We start from the raw sequence: 23,699 nt of genomic DNA, 5'->3' as shown, positions 1-23,699 counted from the left end.
TTTTTAACTAAATATGTCAATCTATAATTTTTTTAAGCTTAGATTACTTCTGTGTAGAATATATACTACACTTTTTATTATTTATATTGAGATATTTTATTTTTTGGATTTTTAAGTTTTGTTCGTTAAGAACAAATGTGTATCTAACATTTTTTAAGACCAGCAGCTTCACGTAGTTCAGATGCTTTTTCAGTTTTTTCCCATGGAAAGTGTTCACGACCAAAATGACCATACGAAGCTGTTTCGCGATAGATTGGGTGAAGTAGGTCTAGCATTTCGATTACACCATAAGGTCTAAGATCAAAGAACTTTCGTATCAGAAAGATTAATAGTTCGGTTTTAATTTTACCAGTTCCAAATGTTTCTACCATAATGGAAGTAGGTTCTGCGATACCGATAGCATAAGAAATCTGTAGTTCGCATCGCTCTGCTAGACCTGCGGCAACAATGTTTTTTGCTACATAACGTGCCGCATATGCAGCAGATCGATCCACTTTTGATGGGTCTTTTCCTGAGAAAGCACCACCACCATGGCGAGCCATACCTCCATAAGTATCAACGATAATTTTACGTCCAGTTAACCCACAGTCTCCCATGGGTCCTCCAATCACGAAACGGCCTGTTGGGTTAATATGGTATTTAATATGATTATTTGTCCAACTAGATGGTAGGACGGGTTTAATAATTTCTTCTATGATTGCTTCTTTAAGTTCTTTTTGTGAAATATTGTCTTCATGTTGAGTCGAAAAAACAACTGTATCAATACCAATAATTTTATTATTTTCATATTGAAAAGTAATTTGGCTTTTTGCATCTGGACGCAACCATGGTAATCGACCGCTTTTACGTATTTCAGATTGTTGTTTGACAAGTCGATGAGCATAGGTAATAGGTGCTGGCATTAATACGTCTGTTTCATTGGTAGCGTATCCAAACATCAGACCTTGATCGCCTGCTCCTTGTTCTTTTGGATTTGGACGAGTAATACCTTGGTTAATATCTGATGACTGTTTACCAATAGCATTCAGCACTGCACAGGAATTGGCATCAAATCCCATGTCGGAATGTATATATCCTATATCTCGTATGCTTTGTCTGGTAATTTCTTCGATATCTACCCATGCTTTAGTGGATATTTCACCTCCAACCATAACCATTCCAGTTTTTACATAAGTTTCACAAGCAACTCTGGCTTGTGGGTCTTGATCTAAAATAGCATCGAGTATTGCATCTGAAATTTGATCAGCAATTTTGTCAGGATGTCCTTCTGATACAGACTCGGATGTAAAAAAGTGTTTTGCCATCTTGTTGTTACCCTGAGCGTTACAGTATTTCATTAAGCATATTTTTATGGGTGTATAGCTTATATTCTCGATTATTAAGTATTGTACAATGTTCTAAAATGAGTCATCTTATATTAAGAGGTATGTAAGAGCTTGACACTAACTAAAAATATACAAAACATATGTGGTAGCAAATGTTATTTACTATTTTATAACACTATAATTACATAATTTTTTTATATTTAGATTTTTCTATCTAGCAATATATTTTAAGTTTACTTTGAGGTGTATTTTTGATCCAATCATAATACATAATATAAATGGTTGTATGTAGAGAACCAAAGAGATTGGTTGCATTTAATTCTAAAAGATATTTTCAATTTTTTTGAGGTAATTATAATCCACATCTTACTATATATTATAAGATATAATTTATCACATCTTTAATCACCTTGATATAGGGAGAGTGGTCAGATAATGAAAGATCGAGAAGAATATAATGGATATGATTTCAATAATTAATTTATAAGTCTTTGATATATATTGACTTATCTTGAAGTCATTGTAATGACATTATATTTTTGTATGTATTTTGGTTCAGTTTGTATAAAAAAGAATATATCTATTGAAAAATTTATTATTATGGTTAATGAATCTATGTAACAGCTTTGAGATTCATTTAGAAAAAAGATGAATGTGATTCAAAATAGTAAGTTTTGGGCCAAGTGACATGATTTGTATTATGATATGTCTACTTTATCAATCATTTTTTATAACATTCACGAAGAAAATTGTAGAGTCATCAGAATTATTTAAAAAATTAATATTTGATATTTCTCAGGTAGTTAAATCGATAGAATCGGTATTATTTTTTGTAATATTTTATAGGTTTTTTAATTTTTTAAACTGTCATACCATAATTAATGAGTAATTGGTAAGAGATGTTGACTTAATTTTATCATATATAATATATCATAATTAATTGAGCAGTAAGTATTTAAAGGATTAAGTTTGATAGATATTTATTCTTTTAATGTACAGTTTCACACTAATTAAAAGATTTAAAAAAATAATAGAATAATTAATCTATATTAATAAATATATTATTAATAAATATATTAATTTATATTGATAGATCTAGTGTTTAAAGTAGACAATGATTCTACTTTGATTTTCTAATGATAATATAATAATTATCTCTTATTTTTATATTTTAATACAAATATCTTAGGAGTTGGGTAAGCTTGAAAGAGTTTTAACAAAGAAAACCCTGAGAAGATAGAGATTAAGCAAGGATCGTAGAAGATATGTTAATTAGGCTACTCTGCATACCAGTTCATTGTTAGTTAAATTCTGTTCATATTATATTAATAATAAATATTATATTTAGTTATATAGGGTCTGATATTTTTAAGAGTAGGTTTATCGCTATTAGGTGAAATTATCACTATTGTGGTTTTTGAGGTTTTATAGTCTTAATTTTTTAAATTTTCAGAATTTTGTAATGAGAGTTTTTTATGATAAATTTAGAAGATGATTTAATATTTTTATTATTTATATAGTAGGTAAGGATGATTAAATTGACTAAGTTATGTAATATTTTAAAGTTGATGCTGATGATATCAAGTGATTTATGTGATATTCATTTTTTATTAGTGGTATGTAGATGTATTGAATTTAAATTATAGAGAAATATTTCTTACTATAATTGGTAAATTATAAGAGTCATCATAGTTATTTTATATTTTATGAAGACTTCTGAAGGAAATAGCGTTTTATGAAAAATCTTAAAATGAAAATCATTCAAATGATAATTGATATTTTTAATGTACGAATAAGTCAATTATGTTTGATTTTAGTTTTTTTTGGTACCTCTGTTTCGGTTTGTGCGCAAATAGATGAGATAGAATTTGTAGATAAAAAAATGATCTCAAAGTCAATAAGTGAACTAGATGCTGCACAGATCTATGCCATTTCTTTTGATGGTTCCGTAATGGGGGGGGATACGCCACCTAATTCTGATTTTAAAAAAGCAGTAGTGTGGACGGGAGACCATTGGGCCAATCAAATTATTTTAGGTGATTTGGGTTATCATTATTCAACTGGTGCTGGAGTTTCAGCTAGCTCCAAGGACGGAAAAATACTTGCGGGTTATGCTGCGGATAAGACAGGTGGTCGTCATGGAGTGATTTGGTATGGCGATCATTGGCGAAGTGTATATGATGTAGAAAAGGTGAGTACAGGTAAAAGGATTGTTTCTGAAGTATCTGCTTTGTCTGCCGATGGTACAGTGGCAGGAGGGCACTCTAGTTTTAGATCTGGTTATATTTATGCGACTATCTGGTCTGGCGATCATTGGTCTACCGCTATAGACTTAGATAAAAATGTGTCTCTTTCTCAAGGATCTAAAGTGTCCGCGTTATCCTATGATGGTAAAGTGGCGGGAGGATATCGTTTGCTATCGGCCAAATTGATAAACGCGACTATTTGGTTTGGTGATAATTGGTCTATGAGTAAATTACTAGCTAAACCTCAAGGTGATAAATTGCTTCCTTCTGAGGTTTTTTCTTTATCATCTGATGGAAAAATCGTAGCTGGTTATGTTACTAAACCTGATGGTAACAAGCGTGCATCTATTTGGTCTGGTGAGAACTGGGCAACTGAAACAGATTTAGGTACTTTTAAAAGTGATAATACTGGATCATCTGAAGTATATTCATTATCATCTGATGGAAAAATAGCAGCTGGTTATGCTACTGCAACTAATGGTAAGAAACATGCAGCTATCTGGTCTGGCGAGAAATGGGATAATAAGATTGATTTAGGCACACTGTGCAAGGATGATTCTGGAACTTCTGAAGTTTCATTACTATCTCCTGATGGAAAGATAGCTGTAGGTGACTCGATTGATGATGATAATAAGAGTCATTCATTTATACTTAGAATCCCTCGTTTTGCGTTAGATAAATCGCCATCGAGTTCGTCACCTATTAAACCAGCTTTAAATAGTGTATCAGATCATACTACTACGGCTGCATTAATTGATCTTATGAATACGCGTGATAGCGTGAATCAGGTAGTGAGAGACGCGTTTGTATTAATGACATTACAAAAACAAAGTTTAGCTAAGTTGCAGAAAGGGTGTGTAGTTTCTGATAAGAATTGGTGTTGGTTAATTAATTCAGATAAGTCTAATTTAATATCTAAGGATATGGCTCCGCTAGTTAATTTAGGATACGGTATAACCGATATGTTATCTTTGGGGGGTGTTATTACGAATTTTTTCCCTCATGTTCCACATAATAGTCATAAAATTAATGGGAATAATTTTGGGGTTGGGTTTTATGCTGATATGCATTCTCCATTAGGTTTTGGAGAACATTATTTTCGTCCTGCTGTTTCATTCATAGAGAATGGGATAGGGATTAGTCGTTCTGCTTTGTCTCACACTGAACAAGGAAAGGGCAATAGTAAATTAAATGGGTTTAGTTCGTCTATGGAATGGGGGAATGGTCAATCGATTTTTAATAAAAATATTGCATTTTTTTGGCACTTAGGTTTACGGTATGACTACTTATCTCGCTCTTCTTATCAAGAAGATAAGAAATTAAGTTTTCCTGTGAAGTACCATAAGATTAATTATGAAAATTGTAGATCCGATGTAGGGATGGATCTTCGGATTCTAGTTTCACCATCTTTAACATGGATATCTGGTATTAAAATTGAGAATATTATCAAAGATAGTGATTTGATCTCTGATTCTATGGTGAATGCGATAGGTGCGTTACAAAGTCAAATGGATATTAAGAAGACACAGTATATATTAAAGACTGGAGTTAGATATATTTTCAATAAAAATGGTTCTATATCATTTCTTACTTCGCTTAATCAAAAAAAATTAGGTAATGAAACCTTGAAGATTACTTTAGGTCTTACTAGTAAGTTTTAACATTAGAAAATATACTATCTTTGATATCAATCTTTAATTAATTAGTTAGATTAATAGTTTGTAATATATTGCATTCTAATTACAATGAGAGGTTTTTCATTGATCTACGTTGTGTAATTATATATAAAACTATTTTTATATATCTTTAACATACATCTATGCAAGATTGAAAGAAGAGGAATAAATTATAGATATGTTTAGTATTTTTTTATTCCATGTATCTATATAAAAAAGTCTAATATAATTATGATTTTTTTTGATATTAGATGTCAATTTTTTTATGGACTTTTCTATAGATTAGTAATGATATAGTTAATTGACTATTAAAACCAAGAGAAACTATATCCTTTTTTGGATAAAAGTAAGGCGCCCCGTTCTCTTATAAAGGAACGGGTCTGGGGTTTTTCTCTAAGAAGATTCAAAAAATTCAAGGAATGCATGCTGACTAAAGAGGAAAAGGATTGTATAAATATTGATATATTAGATTGCAATATATAATAATTCTCTTATCTAGGAAGATATTATTAGTAATATACTATAATGGAAATTTTAAGATTTATTATTAGGTTATTTAGGATTATTAAAATTCTAATTAATAATAATTTAAAAGAAGAAGTTGTGGATCGTTATAATCCAAAAAAATTTTTTGGTGCAACTTTTTTCTGAATCAAAGATCAATACAATTTTTATTGTATTAAATATTATTTCATTAATATGAGCGGATATTAGTTAATTTTTATATATAATATATATTGATTATGTTTATATTTAAGAGATAAATTAACTACAATAAGATTAAAGGAGAAAGAGATGTATGTAGCTATTTAAATACTATTTAGATGGATAGCTTATACTTTTAGTTTTTCTCTTTTCAAGAATTTGATATAAAATATTTAGTTTTTTTATTTCTGAGAGTTAAGGCGTCTACCGTTAGTTATGTTTGAATTATTACATCTTTTTCCTGCTCCAAGCGCCGAGGTGATTCTGAATAAGCCGGCACAGCTTTTGCTTCCATTTCATCTACCCAATGATAGTACTTTTTCTAGTTTTTGGGTAGGAGAAAATAGTTTACTATTAAATGCATTAAGGAGTTCTTTAACACAGAGTAATAGTAGTTATATTTACTTCTGGTCTAGTCAAAGAGGAGGGCGAAGTCATCTATTACATGCTTCTTGTTCAGAGTCTTCCGAATACGGAGAGACAGCAGGCTATGTACCTTTAGATAAGAGGGCTTGGTTTATTCCAGAAGTTTTAGATGGTATGGAGCATTTATTTTTAGTGTGTATTGATAATATTGAGTGTATTGCTGGTGATGAGGAATGGGAAATGGCGGTCTTTAATTTGTATAATCGTATTTTAGAAACAGGAAAAACACGATTATTTATTGCTGGAGATTGTCCGCCTCGTCAGTTAAATCTTAAATTAGCAGATTTAGCTTCTCGTTTAGATTGGGGTCAGATTTATAAGTTGCAGTCTTTATCAGATGAGGATAAATTGCAGGCATTAAAAGCACGTGCTCAGCTGCGCGGTTTTGAATTGCCGGAAGATGTGGGTCGTTTTTTGTTAAAACGACTGGATCGTGAAATCGGCACGCTTCTTATCATGCTGAATGAATTGGATCAAGCATCAATCAGTGCTAAGAGAAAACTCACTATTCCTTTTGTTAAAGGAACTTTAGCCCTTTAAGTGTTAGTAGTTCTGGATTTTATATCTTACTTTATAAGCTAATTATCGTATAATATTGAAGATTGGTATTGATGGTAGATGGTAATTTTTAGATATTAATGTATATATTATAGTATAATTACTGTTTTTTAGAAGCAATTAAATTATAATGATTAGGTTTATCTATTATGGATTATTTACAGGAGACATAGGATCTAGATTTGATATTAGAAAGATGAAAGTTTTTAGTTGATTCATGATTTGATACTTATTTGATAATAATTCTTTTTTAAAGAGAAGGTAATGTATTAGTAGTGTTATATATTTTTAATAGTATACTATGAGTAGCTTATAGATTGTTAGTGTTGATACATCCAGGTATATACTGATATTGATTATAGTTTAAAACTTGTTAGTTTATTTAGCAGATCAATTATTAGCGGGATCTAATAGTTTCTACTGGATTATTATTTTTTGTTATCAATATAAAACTTAGTATTTAATAGAAGAAGCGTTAATCCAATTGATTCTGAGAAAACATCTCATCAAGTATGTATAAATTAATATAAAAGATTAAGTTGACGTAGTGATGCTAGAAGAGCATCCGTATAAGGATATTGAAGCTGATTAGCAGGTCTCTGGTGTTAGTATAACTCGGAATTTTCCAATCTAATAGAGACTATTGTTATGATATGAAATTAACTTAGTGTATAATTGTGTTTGAGATTGTGAGTCATAGTAAAAATTAAGATTATATACTAGATCATCATAATCGAGAGGAAGTATTGTATTTAATTTTTATTTAGTCAGATAGAATACAGAAGTAAGGATTATGTGCATATATTTTTTATTTGATTTATAATTAACTGAAGTTTATTTTTAAGAGGTATTCTTATTTGGGTCAGTATGTTTTTGTTACTGGAACGGATACAAATGTTGGAAAAACTTTAGCATCTTGTGCGCTTCTACAATCTGCAGTTCGCAATGGATATCGTTCGGTTGGATATAAACCAGTTTCTTCTGGTTGTGTACTAACACCGCATGGTGCTAGGAGCAAAGATGCACTAGCGTTAATCGCTAATAGTAATGTTTCACTTAATTATAACCAAGTGAATCCATTTGCTTTATCCTCTCCTACCTCACCTAGTATTGCATGTCATATAGAAAGACAAAATATTGATATAAACCTGTTATCTAAAGGATTAACAGATCTAGGGATTATTTCAGATTTAGTGGTAGTAGAAGGAGTAGGAGGATGGCTAACCCCTCTAGGAGAAGAATTAGATTTTTCTGATTGGGTAAGATATGAGCGATTGCCGGTTATTTTAGTTTCGGGCATCAAGCTTGGTGTTATTAATCATTCACTCTTAACAGCTGCAGTTATTCATCAAGCAGGTTTGCGGTTAGTGGGGTGGATTGCTAATCATCCTCTGCCATCTGTTCAGTTTGCATCAGAGTACATAATAGATTTAACAAATCGATTAGATGTTCCATTGTTAGGAGTGATTCCATACTTAAGAAGATCTGAGGAGAGAGAACTTGGTCACTATTTAAACTTTTCTTTATTAAGAAGAATTATCTTAGCTAGATGATTTTATGATGAGTGGATAAAATATATATTTTTTTAAATAACTTACTTATATCCTATAAGGTTTATAATTTATTCGTAAGAAAGGATTGATATATATTATATATATGTTTTTTAACAGATTATTTCTAATAAGGTTTCTCTTTAAATGTTATTTTATCTTAAAATATTCATATTTATATCTATGTTAGAGTGATTATATTATATATTTATAAAATAAAAACGTGATGAATAAATACAATAAAGAATGATAATAAAGAATTTTATATATTATATAATTGTATGTTATGATATAAAATAAGCTATTAATTTTTTATTATGATATAAATTAAAGTGTTTGAATAGGAAATAATATTATCATTAATATGATATATGATAAAATGAATAATGTCATATTTATTTTTATGAATATCACCTTAAACACTGCAATAGTTTAATTTATTTTTTTGATTGTATAATCTCATATTACTGAGATAGTAGAGACCTGTATTTTAGATTATCTATATCGTATCAGTTGATTTATTTTTTAAAAAATTGGACATTATTTTATAAAAATTTTGCGTATACTTGATAGGATATTTAATAAAGGGACAACTATCTGTTTAATGTTTTTATTATTGTTAGCTTTTATATTTCGGGTAAAGGATGAAATTCTTATAAAACCGATGCGTAAGAAGTTCTTATGGATTTCATGTATTTTATTTTTCGGTATTTTTTATTGATTTTTGTTTAAAAATTTTAGTTTAATTACTAGTTTCTAGAGAAAATAAATTTTATTATCTTCATATTGTATTTTTTTTCATTTATTTTTGAATAGACCAAAAAAGAATGATTACAATCATTCTTTTTTGGTCTATTCAGTGTTTTTTGGTTGGTCTATTCAGTTGACATAGAATTATACATACCTGTATTGGATTTTATCGTGTGATGTATTTTCTTTTTCTTTAAGATACGGTATATGTATTGTATTTCAGATATCTATAACAGTGATCTACTATAGAATATTTTAGGACAAGAGAACAGATTATAATTAATTAATATATATTATTATCTTTACAATAAGATATTATCGTATATTTTTATTAATTATATTGATAATATTATTTTTATTTATAATCATAAATATGATTAATAGATAATTGAAAGATATATATGATCAAAATTAATAGTTTTATTATTCAAATAAATTTTATTCTGTTATTATAAATCTATATAATTCAAGACAGGAATAAGTATATATTGATTTATAGTAATTAATGTATATATAAAACTATTGTTAAGTTTGTTATAGTGGCAATATATATAATAAAATTACAAAACATATTTAATATTATTAATATTATTTATTTGTTATATTTTAATTAAAATATATAGAATAATTATTTATTATTTTAGTAACTATTTTATCAATTTTTATTCTTTATTATTCAATTGTATTTCAATAAAATATTATTATGGTATAATATATGGAATATATTTTTAAAATAATAACAATATGAAATAAGTATTGTCGTCATTTTACATAATTAAAGACAGAAGTATAAAATATTTATATATATGCATATGAAATTGAAGGAGAGATGGTCAAGTAAATGTGATTATTTTATTACAATAGTATACTTGTTTCGTCCTTCTCTATAAATGATTAGTAGATATTTATAGTTATATATTATAAATAGAATATAAAAGTTAATTATTAATATGATAAATAATATTTATTATAAATAAAAGGAATGTTAGATACTAATATATTATTATTGATAATATATAGAAAAAAGTTTTTAAAATGACTGGTAATATAGTTTAGTAACGAGAGGATTTTTATGAGTGTATTATTTTTTATGTAAAAATTGATCAATTATGAATGGTTTTATTTTTATTTTAGACTATATTAAAATAATTAATTTATAAATAATATTTATTTAATTTATTAAATTAAACATAATCATTATTCATAATATAAATGTCTCATATATATTTATTTTTTAATAAAAAATTTTTTAATATTATATACTATCTGATCTGAGATTTTTAAGGTCCTATATTTTATTCAAGATAATTTTAAAATCTATTATCAGAGTATCTATATATTTTCTAGGTTGTTATTACAGTTTTCTTTGTTTATCTCTATATTAGAATTAGTTGTTGATCAGAAGATCAATGAGTAATTTTTTATTATGATTCATGGTAAGAGATAGAGAATCATATAGTTTTACCATCAAGATAAATAAAAGCATATTCCTTATATTATGTAAGGAAACAGATAATTTTTTAGTTACATCTTTTATTGATTATATATTCAGGGTATGTAATATTTTATTTATATAATAATTATTAATTATTCTTATACTGATATTTCAATTAATATTAACGGTTAAGAATCTAGTTTATTAGGTGCCCGAGTTGGTCTTGCGTTGATCCACCATCCAATTAACCATGTTATCCATCCAGACATGATGAGTCCAATGGAAAGCGTTGTCCACTCTGAAGATAAGAAAAGTAAAATGATATTACTAAGAAGTAGTATAGGGCTAAGACTAAACCAACAATATGATTTTTTTTGTTTATTTTGTTCATAATATAGATTTGATGCTAGTTCATCTATACGATTGTGTATATTTTTATTTTGTTTAAGGTTTTCATAAAAAAGATCTGGTAATTCAGGTAGTTTTGATGCCCATGTTGGAATTTTATTTTTTAAATCTTGTAGTATTGCAAGGATACCTATTTGATTTTGAATCCAGTCCTCCAGAAATGGTTTAGCCGTCTTCCATAAATCTAGGTTGGGATCGAGTTGTCTACCAATCCCCTCTACATACAGCAATGTTTTCTGTAAAAGAACTAATTGTGGTTGGATTTCCATGTGAAAAGATCGTGTTATATTAAACAAACTAATTAGTAGTTGTGCAAAAGAAATTTCTATTAAAGGTTTTTTAAAAATAGGTTCACATATACTTCGAATAGCAAATTCAAAATCTTCTATATCAGTGCCTGGTGGCACCCATCCTGAGTCTATGTGTAGCGTTGCTACTTTACGATAATCACGATTCAAAAAAGCTAGAAAATTTTCTGCCAAGTAGCGTTTGTCTTCTTTTTGTAAAGTACCGACAATTCCGTAATCAATTCCAATGTATTGAGGATTATCTGGATGTGTATAGTTTACAAAAATATTACCTGGATGCATATCTGCATGGAAAAAACTATCGCGAAATACTTGAGTAAAGAAGATATGAACACCTCGCTCAGCTAAAAGATTTAAATTAACACCATATTGAATTAACATAACAATATTAGAAATTGGAATGCCATAAACACGCTCCATCACAAGAATGTTTTTAGTGCATAGTTCTGGATATATTTTTGGTACATATAATACTTGGCTATGATTAAAATTACGACGCATGCGCATAGCATTGTCCGCTTCACGTAATAAGTTTAATTCATTAAGAAGGGTTTTTTCATAGTTATGCACTACTTCTACTAGACGAAGTGAACGAAAAGAAGGTATAAAGTGTGGAATCCATAATGCAAGTCGATAGATAAGTTTTAAATCAGCCTTAATAAGGGGTAGAATTTCAGGTCGAATGATTTTTATAATTACTTCACAACCGTTATTTTTCAGTGTAGCGGTATGCACTTGAGCGATAGAGGCGGAAGCTAATGGGGTGATATTGAAGTTATTAAACTGAGTATGAATAGGCGCATTTAAGGCACATTCAATTAAGTGTCGCGCTTTGAGACCATCAAATGGGGTTACGCTATCTTGCAAGAGCATCAGTTCTTCAGAAATATGGGTGGGCAATAGATCGTGACGCGTAGATAGCATTTGACCAAATTTAATCCATATGGGGCCTAATTGTTCTAAAGCTAAACGTAATCGTACACCTTGAGGTTGGCTTAAGTATTGATTGGGTATCCAAAATAGACATCTTCGATACAATCTTAATACTCGAGAAGCAAATTCTAAAGGGATGAGATCATCTAGATTATAATGAAAACAAATACGAATAATTAGACAGATACGGCGGAACTCACCGTAGGTCATTTCTCCTCCAAAAGCGCTGTTCTTTTGTGTAGAGCATCTAATGAATATATGAGCGCATTCATTTCTTTTATAAACCAAACGAACTCTAATGGGTTAGGAATTAGCTTCCATTCTTCCATGAGGATTTCAAATAAATATCTTTTTTTATATTCTATAGTATGCCAGATCTCATGGGATAGTTGATTATTAAGGTGGTGAATAATTTTTTTAGTAAGGTTGTAGAACAATAGGATTATGTATTTTTTTTGATTTTTTGGTATAGAATACATTAAAGAACAAATATTCTGGATGACTTCTATATCACCTTCTATTTCGAGATTTCCGTCCTGAATTAGTCTGATGAGATTTTTATAATTGTGTATTTTTAGAAAAACTGTGTAGTGGATTGTTATCTTACAGTTTGTTATGTCAGTCCAGTCGGTAAATATAAATATTTCTTTTTCATTAAATAGCAAAGTAATTGGTGGTATTCTTTCAAAGAGATCTATAGATATAGTCTTATTTTTAAGACTTTTTTGAATAGCTTGGGGAGCCTTCTGATAATGCAGGATTATAGTTAAAAATTTTTCCAGTATGACTATATATAGTGTAGATAGTCTCATGTTTATCCTTTTTAGAATTTAAAACCGCAATGTAGTGCTACAATGCCTCCTGTTAGGTTTTTATATGTAGTATCCTGAAAACCAATATCAATCATCATTTGTTTAAGTGTTTCTTGATTAGGGTGCATCTGAATAGATTCTGCTAGGTAACGATAACTATGATAATCTTGTGCTACTATTTTTCCAATGCAAGGAAGGATGTGTAAATTGTATAGATTATATAATCTATGTAGTTTTGTGCATTTTGGGTGAGAAAACTCTAGCACTAACAGGCGTCCCCCTTTTTTAAGGGTTCGCAACATTGATCGTAGCGCTGTATCTATTTCAGTTATATTTCGCAAGCCAAATGCGATAGCGATGCAGTCAAAAAAATTGTCTGGAAATGGTAAGGCCTCCGCGTTAGTTTGTACATAATATATTTTACTAATCAGGCCTTTGTTACGTAATTTATCGCGTCCTATTTTTAACATTGAACTATTAAGATCTGCTAACACAACTAAGCCTGTTTTTCCGACTAAGTAATAAAATTGTTCTGTTAGGTCACCTGTTCCCCCTGCTAAATCAAGTACGCGTTGACCTGGTTGTACATTACTATATTTGATAGCCAAGCGCTTCCATATTCGATGTATACCTAGTGACATTAGATCGTTCATGAAATCATATTTAGACGCAACAGAATGAAATACATTAGTGACTAAATGAGTTTTTTCTTCCTTCATGACGGAGCGAAAACCAAAGTAAGTACTCTGTTTAGATGTATTATTCTGTTTCATATGCGCCCCAAGTATTGAAATTTATTCTAAGTGCATGGTTATGGATATAGATCTCTAATTCTTGATGATGGTTATAGAAATTATTGAAGTTTAAAATGTATTTAGAGAATGTATTGTTTAGATTATTTTTAAAGGTTTTCTAGTATAACATATCGTAAGCGATTGCGTGTACGCCTACAGTATTAAGAAACGTTTTAATTTTTTATCAAGTGAATACAGTTTTGAATTAATTGAGAGTTTTATCATTTTCTGTATTACATTTTTTAGATAAGTATATCATTTGATAGCACATATTTAGAGCATAGGATATATAATAATATAGTTCTTTCTAGACGAAAGTTAAATATATATTTGATTTAATTATTTTTAAGTAGAACGCTCTAATTCAGAGATTATTTAAGGAGATAATAATGTGTTATGGTATGTGTTATCCGGTATAAAAAGATAGGTGTTCTGAATTCAGCATGAAGACAAAATACTGAGAGTTAAAATTATTTTTAATAAGATTAATTGAGTTATTCATTACCAATTTTGTTAATTATACCTCTTTTGATTATAGACAGATAGATGAATTTAAGTATGAGATATTTAATTTTTTATTTTATTTTTTTAATTTATGCAGAGCTCTTTGTAGAAGAGAATATCTATTTATTTTTTGTATAAACATTAGTTGTTTAAAAAAATTAACTGTCTTGATTCTTCTTAATTACTATAATTTTTTATTTTGTGAGATTGTTAAGTAATCACTCAACGTATGATGAGAAGACTTGGTTGATTGTTCATATAAAAGGATTTTGTATAGTGTGCATGATTAAGTTCTTTTTAGAGAACTGCAGTAGATGAGATTCCTATATATATTGTATAATATAGAATAAGTTCTGATAAATATGTTTGATATTTTCTGATGTCAGAAGAAATTATATTTATAATATGGATAACGGTGTATGAATATATCCCATAGAGGATAGGTAATCCTCTTTACATCATCTATTTGTATCTAGTTAAAAATATTTATAATTGCTCCATTTTCTCTTTCATAAAGATATTAAAATGAGATACTTTCATTTATTTAAAGTATTTTAATATATTTATCTGTATAAAGATAAATATCGTGATATAATCATATTATTTTTATTAAAATAATATATCTAAGCTTTATTAGATTTTTGACAATATATTATTGGGTTACCTACGTTAGTTAGTCGATATGTTTATTCTTAAGTAAATATATGGTATGTTGATTACTTTTTTTATTAGATTAATAGATAGTAGAAAGGTTTTTTATATTTAGATAATTAAGCGTGAGATCAGAATGAATTGTATATAATTAATTCATTTACAGTTAGAATTAAATAATAATATTTATATATTATATTATATATTTTACCATACTAGGAATGTCTTATGATATATATTCATATTAATTAAGATCACTAACATTAGTGTGGTTTATGGTTTTATTTATCTTTTATAAGTAATGATTTTTCTATTATTTTTTTATGGATTGGTCGCTTTATTTCAACACCCATTTGACGAAAAGATTCAGCTTGGGCAATTAAGTTTCCACGTCCTTCTGATAACTTTTTCATAGCTTGCTGATAGCAATGTTCTGCTTTACATAGATTATCCCCAATGCTGCACATGTCGTCTACAAATAAGCGTATTTTATCATACATACGTGCAGCGCGATCAGAAATATGTTGGGCATAACGATTTTGGTTTTCATGATGCCACAGATTGTTGATAGTGCGTAATGCAACTAGAAGAGTGGTTGGGCTTACTAGCATAATATTTTGATTTAACGCTTCAGTAATGAGCTCGGGTTTTCTATTAATCGCAAGTAGAAAAGCTGGTTCTATTGGAATGAACATTAAGATATAATCTAGAGAGCGTATGCCTGGTAGTGATTGGTAATCTTTATTATGCAGGTGTTTTAAATGTCCACGAATCGCAATAATATGTTCTTTAATAGCTTTTTCTTGTTGGATGGGATCAATTGAATTGAAATAACGTTCATAGGCCACTAACGTCATTTTTGCATCGATTATTATATCTCTTTCATGAGGCATGTGAACAATAATATCTGGTTGCAAGTGTCCATTGTCCTCTGTTTGAATTTTGATTTGAGTTTCATATTCATAACCTTCTCGTAAACCAGCGGCATCTAAAATATTACTGAGAACTATTTCTCCCCAGTTTCCTTGGGTTTTGTTGTCTCCTTTTAATGCTCGAGTTAAATTGAGCGTTTCTTCAGTTATTTGTGCATTAAGTTTTTGAAGATTGTGAATCTCATAAGTTAAGGTATGGCGTTCTCGCGATTCTTGGCTTAACCCTTCTTGTACTTGACGTCGAAATCCTTCGAGTTGTTCGCGTAGTGGTGTTATTAAACTTTGTAGGTTGTTTCTATTTTGTTCATCAATACGATGTCCGGTATTTTCAAAAATACGATTTGCTAGATTTTCAAATTGCATATTGAAATGTTGTTCATTGCGTGCTAAGAGTTTATTTTTTTCTTCATTGAAGGTTCTTGTTTCTTCTAGACGGGCTGTAATTTCACGTAGTTCGGCTTTTTGGGCGTTATTAATTTCTATTTGACAATCTTTTTCATGTCTTAGTTTTTCATTTTCATTTTTCCAGTGCTCAATATTATCTATTGTTTCTCTAGTAGTTTCTAAATAATTATACAGTACGTCATATTCTTGTTCTTTTTTTTGTTGAAGAATTATGTGTTTCTCTATCTGCTCTTGTAATTGATTCAGTTCGTGATTTTTACATTGAATCTTTTCGTTATAAAGAAGTTTTTCCTTTTTTATTTTGGATAGACGGAATTTATAATGGATAGAGGTCCAGATCCAACCTATTATGGTTGCCGATAAAATATATATAAAATCATATTTAGTTATATTGTTCATTTTTGAGTATATTTTATTAGTATCTAATATTTTTTAAATTTTTTTTAGATTTTAATTGAAGAACATGACTTAATATAGTCTGATTTTGCGTGTAGACATGACGTTGAGAACGCATGTATGATCTATATAAATTCTAGTTAATTACTTATGTAAATTTAGATTTAATATTTTTATCGCGCACAATATCATGTTGTATATAATTTTATGTAATCTTTTTACTAAGATTAAGTTTTATGTATATTTGATCATTTTTTTTGGTGGGTGAGTCTTTATATGACGTTAATGGAGAGTGATATGTATAATTTTTTTATTATTATTCTTAATAATCAAATTAGGAGTACTGGAAATTTTTAAAATATTAATATATTTAGTATTTTTTATAGTGAGAAAAAAGTGATATTAGGTTTAGTATATTACTGGATCTATTGTATTGTCTTATGCCAAGAAAGGTTAGTAGAATATGATTCTATCGAAAGATAACATTCAATTCAGATTGTTATAGAAAACTATAATTACGTAATATATCTTGAATTTTAATTATTTGATCTTTTGTATGTATTTTAAGTGTCTATTTATTTTTATCTGATATGCCTTTATATGCGATATTTTATTAGTGTAGGTTTTCAAAGGTATTTATATAACGAGATAGTTACAGCATTTTTATTTGTATTAAGATTAAAGAAAGCTTAATATTAATAATATATAAATAATTTTAAATTATACAACCATACATTGGTTGTCAATATTTATATATTTTATACGGCTCATTTTATTCCATATCTAATTTGGAATTTTAAAACGCTTATTAAATCGATCGATTCTACCACCTTTGGCTGCATCACGTTGTTTACCAGTATAGAATGGATGGCATTGACTGCATACGTCAAGGTTTAAATCATGACCTAAAGTAGAGCGTGTTTGAATTATATTACCGCAAGAGCATTTGGCGGTAATTTCAGTGTAATTGGGGTGTATATCTTTTTTCATAAATAAAATCTCTATCTCTATTATTAATATTAATAATAATGTTCATTGTTACATTAAATTAATTATCTGAAATGAAGAATTTTTCATCATTTGATTTATATGTTATCTATTGTCACTTCATTAATAAGTCCTATAAAAATGAATAGAATTTTATTCTTATTATATTGGAATTGCAAGGGATATAAAAAATAGCTTGAACATAGTTTCCTTTGGGGGTGGTTTTGATTAATTTCTTACTTGTTTATGTAAAGTAGCATAAGGCTCTGATATTAATGGATTAAGATATTCGGTATCGTTCTGAATATTTTCTTGTAGAGGGGAAAGTTTTAGATCACTTATGATGTTTGTCTTTTTGTTGTTTTTTATTATTGATAATAATATTTTATTTTTTTAATTAAAGAAGAAAATTTTAATTTATTGATTTTATTTAATTTTTAGAATGAATCAAGTCGTATTTCTTTTGAAGGTATGGGATGATTCACACATCATATTGTATTTTATTATTATTTACTCAGGTCATTTGATATTTAGTAGTTAATTATCTGTAACGCTGGTGGTTTGGTGAGTATGGTTAACATCAAGTATTATTACAAGAATCTAGTAGAATTAATGTATAATCGATAAAATGATATTTTTTAGATATCATTGTTCTTATTTTTTTATATTCATTTTTTTAATTTATGTTTTGGATGTTTTATTTTATTGTTCGTATGCAATTAGTTAGGGTGTAAGAGGTAAGGGTTTGCACTAAACTAATATTTTTTATTACATACGATGATATTATTTTATATTGAAATACATTGAGTTAATTATTTTTCATAGTTTATATGTGATATATAAACACTATATTGATATATATCACCCATATAAGTATCGATGATGTTAGACGTGTATAGTGCTTAGTATGAACAAGATATTATAATATATAGAGAAATAATGGTTTTTTCTAGAAAAGAATCAATTAGAGTATTATTCATTTCATTAATATAGTTTGAGATAGGATCTATTACAAATATTATGATATGTGTTATGAAGAATATAGGATCTTGGGGTCTTAGATGTGATCTATGGTTCTGAAATATACATCTAGTCTAGAGAAAATACTATTTTACTTTTTCTCCCCTCAAGCATAACGATAACTGTATGCAATATAAGAATTTTTAAATAAAAATTAGAGTCTTCTTTTTAAGAAGACGATGAAGAGTTGTGGTGGATAGCTTGTGAGGATATTTCTATAGCCTCGCCTTCTTATTCGGTGAGGTGATAAACTGGTATCATTTTTGATAATATTCTCTTTCTTGTTTTTAGCAAGATTGAAAAGGTGGGTGCCTAGGTACAGACAATTGTATATCAGAGGATATTATAAAAAACAGATTGTATATTATACATATGCCATAATTATGGTCTCTTTAATAATTTTCTATACTCTTAAGTCGTATCTTAACTGTCATAGATCTGGAATTTTTATTTCAAAATTGATATTTAGGTTATAATAGTGTTTATGATAAGAAATGCTTTCTTTAAGGATAAATTTATTCTCACGAGCGGTTTATATGTATCTACAACTATCATATATATGGATACTATAAAAAATGCAGTTAAATAATAAGTACTTGAATCTTTTTAAATTAAAAGATATCAATATTATTGCTAGAGTTCGACTGTCTAAAGTCATTATGGCTACTTCATTAGGTAATGCTTGTGAGTGGTTTGATTTTGGAGTTTATGGATTTATGTCGAGTGAGATCGGCAAAATTTTTTTTCCTATCTCTGATTCCGATATTCAAAGAATTGCTATATTAGCAGCTTTTTCTATTCCTTTTTTTATTCGTCCGCTGGGTGGTTTATTTTTTGGAGTCCTAGGGGATCAATATGGTCGACAAAAGATACTTTCCATAACTATTATAATTATGTCAGTAAGTACAGCTTGTATTAGTTTTATTCCTTCTTATTCGGTAGTTGGTATTTGGGCTCCCATTTGTCTCATATTATGTAGAATAGTACAGGGTTTTTCAGTAGGAGGTGAGTATACTGGAGCTGCAATTTTTGTTTCTGAATATTCTCCAGATTGTAATCGTGGGTTTATAGCAAGTTGGTTAGATTTTAGTTCTATTTTCGGATTTTTTTTAGGAGCAGGGACAGTGGTTTCCATTACGAGCATTGCTGGTAAGTCCTGTTTTTTAGAATGGGGTTGGCGTATTCCGTTTATGATTAGTATACCTTTAGGTTTGATTGGTTTATATATGCGTTGTAGACTACATGAGACTCCTGTATTTTATGATTATATAACACAAACAGAAATAAATCATTATCAAAACTTATCGGAGGGGTGCGGGGTTTCTTGTAAAGAAATCATCATGAAGTATTGGAAAAGTTTGTTGATTTGTATTGGTTTAGTGGTAACAACAAATGTTCTATATTATACTCTTTTGACTTATATGCCAGGTTATTTATCATATAATTTGCATTATGAAGAGGACGAGGGATTGATTATCATGAGCTGTGTTATGTTTGTTATGTTATTTTTACAACCTATTATGGGTTGGATGAGTGATAAATTTGGTCGTCGTCCATTAGTTATTATAGGTAGCATAGCATTGTTCTGTTTCTCTACTCCATCTTTTATGTTAATTAATAGCGGAAGAGTCTGTTTTGTTATTTTTGGTTTATTAATATTGGCAGCTATTCTTAATAGTTTTACTGGTGTGACAGCATCTAGTTTACCAGAGATGTTTCCAACATCTATACGCTATAGAGCGCTGGCTAGTTCTTTTAATTTTTCAATCTTAGTGGCTGGTTTAACACCGGTTATTTTAGCTTGGTTAGTAGAGATTACTAGAGATCTGTATGTTCCAGCTTATTGTCTTATGATAATATCAGTGATTGGTTTTTTTACTGGAATTATGATGAAAGAAACTGTTAACACATCTTTGTGTAGAACTGATTCCATGGATTCCATTTAATATATATCTTGAGCTTCCTTGAAGATGTACAATCGTAACATAAAAAAGGAATGTTATATGAACAGTATTCACAGTTTGTATTTTTTAAAAAAATAGTATATATTAGATGTTTTTCTTATATAATAGAAAAGAGAACTTTTTTATCAATAGATTATTTTTATATTTTTTAATATTTTTTTAATTATCAGTGTGTGTTTAATGAGTAATTTTTGAAAACATGATACATAAATATATATTTTGCTTTTATTGAAATAAAAGTACAATTAGAATAGAAGTGTAACATTAATTAATTAATAATTGAGTCTTTGATTGATCTATTTGTCTATTTTATTTTGAATAGATATTAGTTATATTATAAAGGTGAATAATGTTATTAGACATATGTCTGGGTATGACATAGTTTTTATATGTATTTATTTGAAGTTTTTCGAAACAATTTGACTTGTAATATTAATATAAGTAGAATATTAATAATTTAAATTTTTTAAAATTTATTATTTTTTTGATATTAATTCTGTACTTAAGACGTAAAAATGGTGAGATGGCCGAGTGGCTAAAGGCACTCCCCTGCTAAGGGAGTATGTGATGAAAATTGCATCCGGGGTTCGAATCCCCGTCTCACCGCCATTTTGCATCCATAGCTCAGTTGGATAGAGTACTCGGCTACGAACCGAGCGGTCGGAGGTTCGAATCCTCCTGGATGCACCATTTTTGTGATAGGTTTGACTTTTCATTACAGTTCAATGAAATTGAAAAGATACATAATGTGTAGTACGTATATATAATACATATATATCATATGTATTATGTATCTACTATATTTGACTTGTAATCAGTTTATATTTTTTGTGTATAGAAAATCAAAGCATAGTTGGATATTTATGCGTCGTTAAAAGACATTACCATTATATATTAGACATTATATATAGATACGACTTAAAGGTGTTCTGTATTAAAAAATACTATTTTTTGTAAAATTTCTAATTGCCTATAGAGAAGAAGTGATTTTATATATTTAATTAAGAGTAATTAGTAGATATGATTATCTGGTGGTGTAGATAATTGTTATTGATAACACACCACTATACTACTTAATTTATAATATATAATATTATTTTTGATGATATAAAAGTTAGTTTTTTTAACTAAAAAATCTCTAAGTTTAGATTGTATGATCTTAATATATATTTATATCATTTGCTTACATTACGTTTAGTTTAGACATTGTTAATGTTTTTTAGTATAACGAAGATATTTTAGACAGAGTTCCTTTTTATCATAGATGTTTATTCATATATAGATTTTTATATTAATATATAAATTTGACTTCTATATTCCTAGTTAGTTTTTTTAGAACTAGAAGAAGTTCAGTGTATTTTTAGAGTAATGATAAAATTCTATTTTTTAAAAAATTATAGAAAGAAAGATTGAATAAAAATATCAATAATATTTAGCCGCACTGGGTAATGTTTGTGAGTACATGTGTATCAGATATTATTTTTGCTTTCAATGGTCACAGGTAGGTTTCTTTATATAAATTCCGCGTCGGAAGAAGATTTGACTTTTATAGAGAGACAAAATTATTTTTGTAGATTAGAATTATTGTTGATATTAGATACTAGTTGACTTGAGAATTAAAAATATAATATATATATTATGTAATTAATTTGATGTCAGTTGTTGTATTTTATTTTTTTTTATTTAGATTCTTTACTTGGAAATAAGTAGTAACTTGGAAATAAGTAGTAAAATACCATATATTTTTAATATATAATAAGATTATTGGTCAATAAGTACATTGTGTTTTGGATTTTTATCATATAAATAATTTTAGTCATCAAGTATTTGTAAAATGATCTCGGAATTAGAAGGGGAATCAGAGTACATCTTTATCGTGCTATATTTTTATTGGTTCTGTTTATTTTTCTGAATTATATGTATAAAAATATTTTTGTATCCTGAAGTGATAAAATAGATTTTTTGATAATATTTATATCAATTGAAATAGATACAATATCTTATATTTAATATATTTTGGGATATGTATTTTTAAAGAATGTTATGGTAATTATAGGTAGTACAATGCAATGGTGTTTTTTATATTATCTCGTTTTTTATTCATATACAAAATAGATTTAAAGAAAAATTTTAATAGTGTAATCCCCTTATTGCAAGAAATTTTTAATCAAGTGTAGAATGTTATTTGGGATGTTACGTTTTTCTATAAGTTGAGCCTGAATTGATAGAATTTAATGGATATGAATGGTTTATGATATATCAGTTGATATATTCTACAATCTCGAAGAGTAGAGTCTGGTTATTATATATTGAATTTTATATGTTGTGTTTTAAGAAACTGGGTAGTGAGATATAAGTTGAATGTTTAATAGATAGCAATTTGTTTAATCTGTAATTTTTATTTTTTAATTAGTTTATTTATATTGGGTTTAGATGTTATTTTTTTATTATTATATCAATTTTTAATTTACATTTGATTTAAATCGCGTGATAAGTAATGTTTTTATTTATTAATTCCATTAATTAGATCTTATTATCTGGTTATTTTATTTTTAATATTCAATAGGTGAATATCTATTTTAAGTATGATAGATTTTGTATTACATTGTTCAGTTCAGGATACACTGTAGTTATAGAAACTATTTTTATACATTTTGCATAATTGATTTTTCTATAAAAGAATAATGTTACTAAGTGATGTACTATAGTGAATACGTAGTATGAAGATTGCGTGTATTAAAAATTTTTTAATATTTTGGTATGTATTAATATTGTTTATTGTTTTGATTTGTTTGGTTAGAATTGTTGAAAGATTTTAGATATATATAGCTTTATTTTAAAATAAATATATAAGATTAATATTTTTATAATAAATGATGTGAATTATATGATGATCTTAATAAGGTACGTAATA

Annotated in this window: 9 protein-coding genes, 2 tRNA genes and 1 pseudogene; 6 read left to right on the top strand and 6 right to left on the bottom strand. The window is 27.9% G+C overall.

Translation table 11 applies throughout. From position 1 onward, the window contains the following. Window positions 1-143 precede the first annotated feature (143 nt). A complete protein-coding gene (gene metK, locus HACICURV3402_RS02940; RefSeq protein WP_157992819.1) occupies window positions 144-1,304 on the bottom strand; it encodes a methionine adenosyltransferase in 1,161 nt (386 codons plus the stop codon). Between the two features lie 1,756 nt (window positions 1,305-3,060). Here metK and HACICURV3402_RS03380 point away from each other — a divergent pair. From HACICURV3402_RS03380 to bioD, 3 genes are all read left to right on the top strand, one after another. Further along, on the top strand, window positions 3,061-5,232 hold the full coding sequence (locus HACICURV3402_RS03380) for a hypothetical protein (RefSeq protein WP_232037522.1): 2,172 nt from the start codon (window positions 3,061-3,063) through the stop codon (window positions 5,230-5,232). Between the two features lie 936 nt (window positions 5,233-6,168). Beyond that, window positions 6,169-6,918 carry a DnaA inactivator Hda gene (gene hda / locus HACICURV3402_RS02930; RefSeq protein WP_197730411.1) on the top strand — a complete coding sequence of 250 codons (750 nt, stop codon included), beginning with the start codon at window positions 6,169-6,171 and terminating at the stop codon, window positions 6,916-6,918. Window positions 6,919-7,793: 875 nt separating this feature from the next. Then, window positions 7,794-8,489, top strand: coding sequence for a dethiobiotin synthase (bioD, locus tag HACICURV3402_RS02925; RefSeq protein WP_157992818.1), 696 nt, complete (start codon window positions 7,794-7,796; stop codon window positions 8,487-8,489). Window positions 8,490-10,859: 2,370 nt separating this feature from the next. Here bioD and ubiB read toward each other — a convergent pair. From ubiB to rpmE, 5 genes are all read right to left on the bottom strand, one after another. Beyond that, window positions 10,860-12,530: a ubiquinone biosynthesis regulatory protein kinase UbiB gene (gene ubiB / locus HACICURV3402_RS02920; protein ID WP_157992817.1), complete on the bottom strand. Its 1,671-nt coding sequence runs from the start codon at window positions 12,528-12,530 to the stop codon at window positions 10,860-10,862. Next, window positions 12,527-13,132 carry an SCP2 sterol-binding domain-containing protein gene (locus HACICURV3402_RS02915; protein ID WP_157992816.1) on the bottom strand — a complete coding sequence of 202 codons (606 nt, stop codon included), beginning with the start codon at window positions 13,130-13,132 and terminating at the stop codon, window positions 12,527-12,529. Before HACICURV3402_RS02915 ends, ubiB begins: the two co-directional genes overlap by 4 nt. 11 nt (window positions 13,133-13,143) lie before the next feature. Further along, a complete protein-coding gene (gene ubiE / locus HACICURV3402_RS02910) occupies window positions 13,144-13,905 on the bottom strand; it encodes a bifunctional demethylmenaquinone methyltransferase/2-methoxy-6-polyprenyl-1,4-benzoquinol methylase UbiE (protein WP_157992815.1) in 762 nt (253 codons plus the stop codon). A 1,457-nt stretch (window positions 13,906-15,362) separates the two neighbouring features. Then, window positions 15,363-16,817, bottom strand: coding sequence for a DNA recombination protein RmuC (gene rmuC, locus HACICURV3402_RS02905; protein WP_157992814.1), 1,455 nt, complete (start codon window positions 16,815-16,817; stop codon window positions 15,363-15,365). 780 nt (window positions 16,818-17,597) lie between these two features. After that, window positions 17,598-17,804 carry a 50S ribosomal protein L31 gene (gene rpmE, locus HACICURV3402_RS02900; protein WP_157992813.1) on the bottom strand — a complete coding sequence of 69 codons (207 nt, stop codon included), beginning with the start codon at window positions 17,802-17,804 and terminating at the stop codon, window positions 17,598-17,600. A 1,592-nt stretch (window positions 17,805-19,396) separates the two neighbouring features. Between rpmE and proP the strand changes: the two are divergent. From proP to HACICURV3402_RS02885, 3 genes and pseudogenes are all read left to right on the top strand, one after another. Beyond that, window positions 19,397-20,737 (top strand): annotated as a pseudogene (proP, locus tag HACICURV3402_RS02895) (glycine betaine/L-proline transporter ProP); the annotation flags it as partial. Between the two features lie 565 nt (window positions 20,738-21,302). Continuing rightward, window positions 21,303-21,394 (top strand) — tRNA-Ser (locus HACICURV3402_RS02890). Between the two features lie 4 nt (window positions 21,395-21,398). Continuing rightward, window positions 21,399-21,475: transfer RNA gene (locus HACICURV3402_RS02885), tRNA-Arg, on the top strand. The last annotated feature ends 2,224 nt before the right edge of the window (window positions 21,476-23,699 follow it).

Source organism: Candidatus Erwinia haradaeae (genome assembly GCF_900698925.1).
GTDB lineage: Bacteria > Pseudomonadota > Gammaproteobacteria > Enterobacterales > Enterobacteriaceae > Erwinia_E > Erwinia_E haradaeae_I.
This window is presented reverse-complemented; position numbering and strand designations above follow the sequence as displayed.

Bases quoted from the DNA above. Each gene is read 5' to 3' on its own strand.
- metK (WP_157992819.1), bottom strand. From the start codon at position 1,304: ATGGCAAAACACTTTTTTACATCCGAGTCTGTATCAGAAGGACATCCT.
- HACICURV3402_RS03380 (WP_232037522.1), top strand. From the start codon at position 3,061: ATGAAAAATCTTAAAATGAAAATCATTCAAATGATAATTGATATTTTT.
- hda (WP_197730411.1), top strand. From the start codon at position 6,169: ATGTTTGAATTATTACATCTTTTTCCTGCTCCAAGCGCCGAGGTGATT.
- ubiB (WP_157992817.1), bottom strand. From the start codon at position 12,530: ATGACCTACGGTGAGTTCCGCCGTATCTGTCTAATTATTCGTATTTGT.
- HACICURV3402_RS02915 (WP_157992816.1), bottom strand. From the start codon at position 13,132: ATGAGACTATCTACACTATATATAGTCATACTGGAAAAATTTTTAACT.
- ubiE (WP_157992815.1), bottom strand. From the start codon at position 13,905: ATGAAACAGAATAATACATCTAAACAGAGTACTTACTTTGGTTTTCGC.
- rmuC (WP_157992814.1), bottom strand. From the start codon at position 16,817: ATGAACAATATAACTAAATATGATTTTATATATATTTTATCGGCAACC.
- rpmE (WP_157992813.1), bottom strand. From the start codon at position 17,804: ATGAAAAAAGATATACACCCCAATTACACTGAAATTACCGCCAAATGC.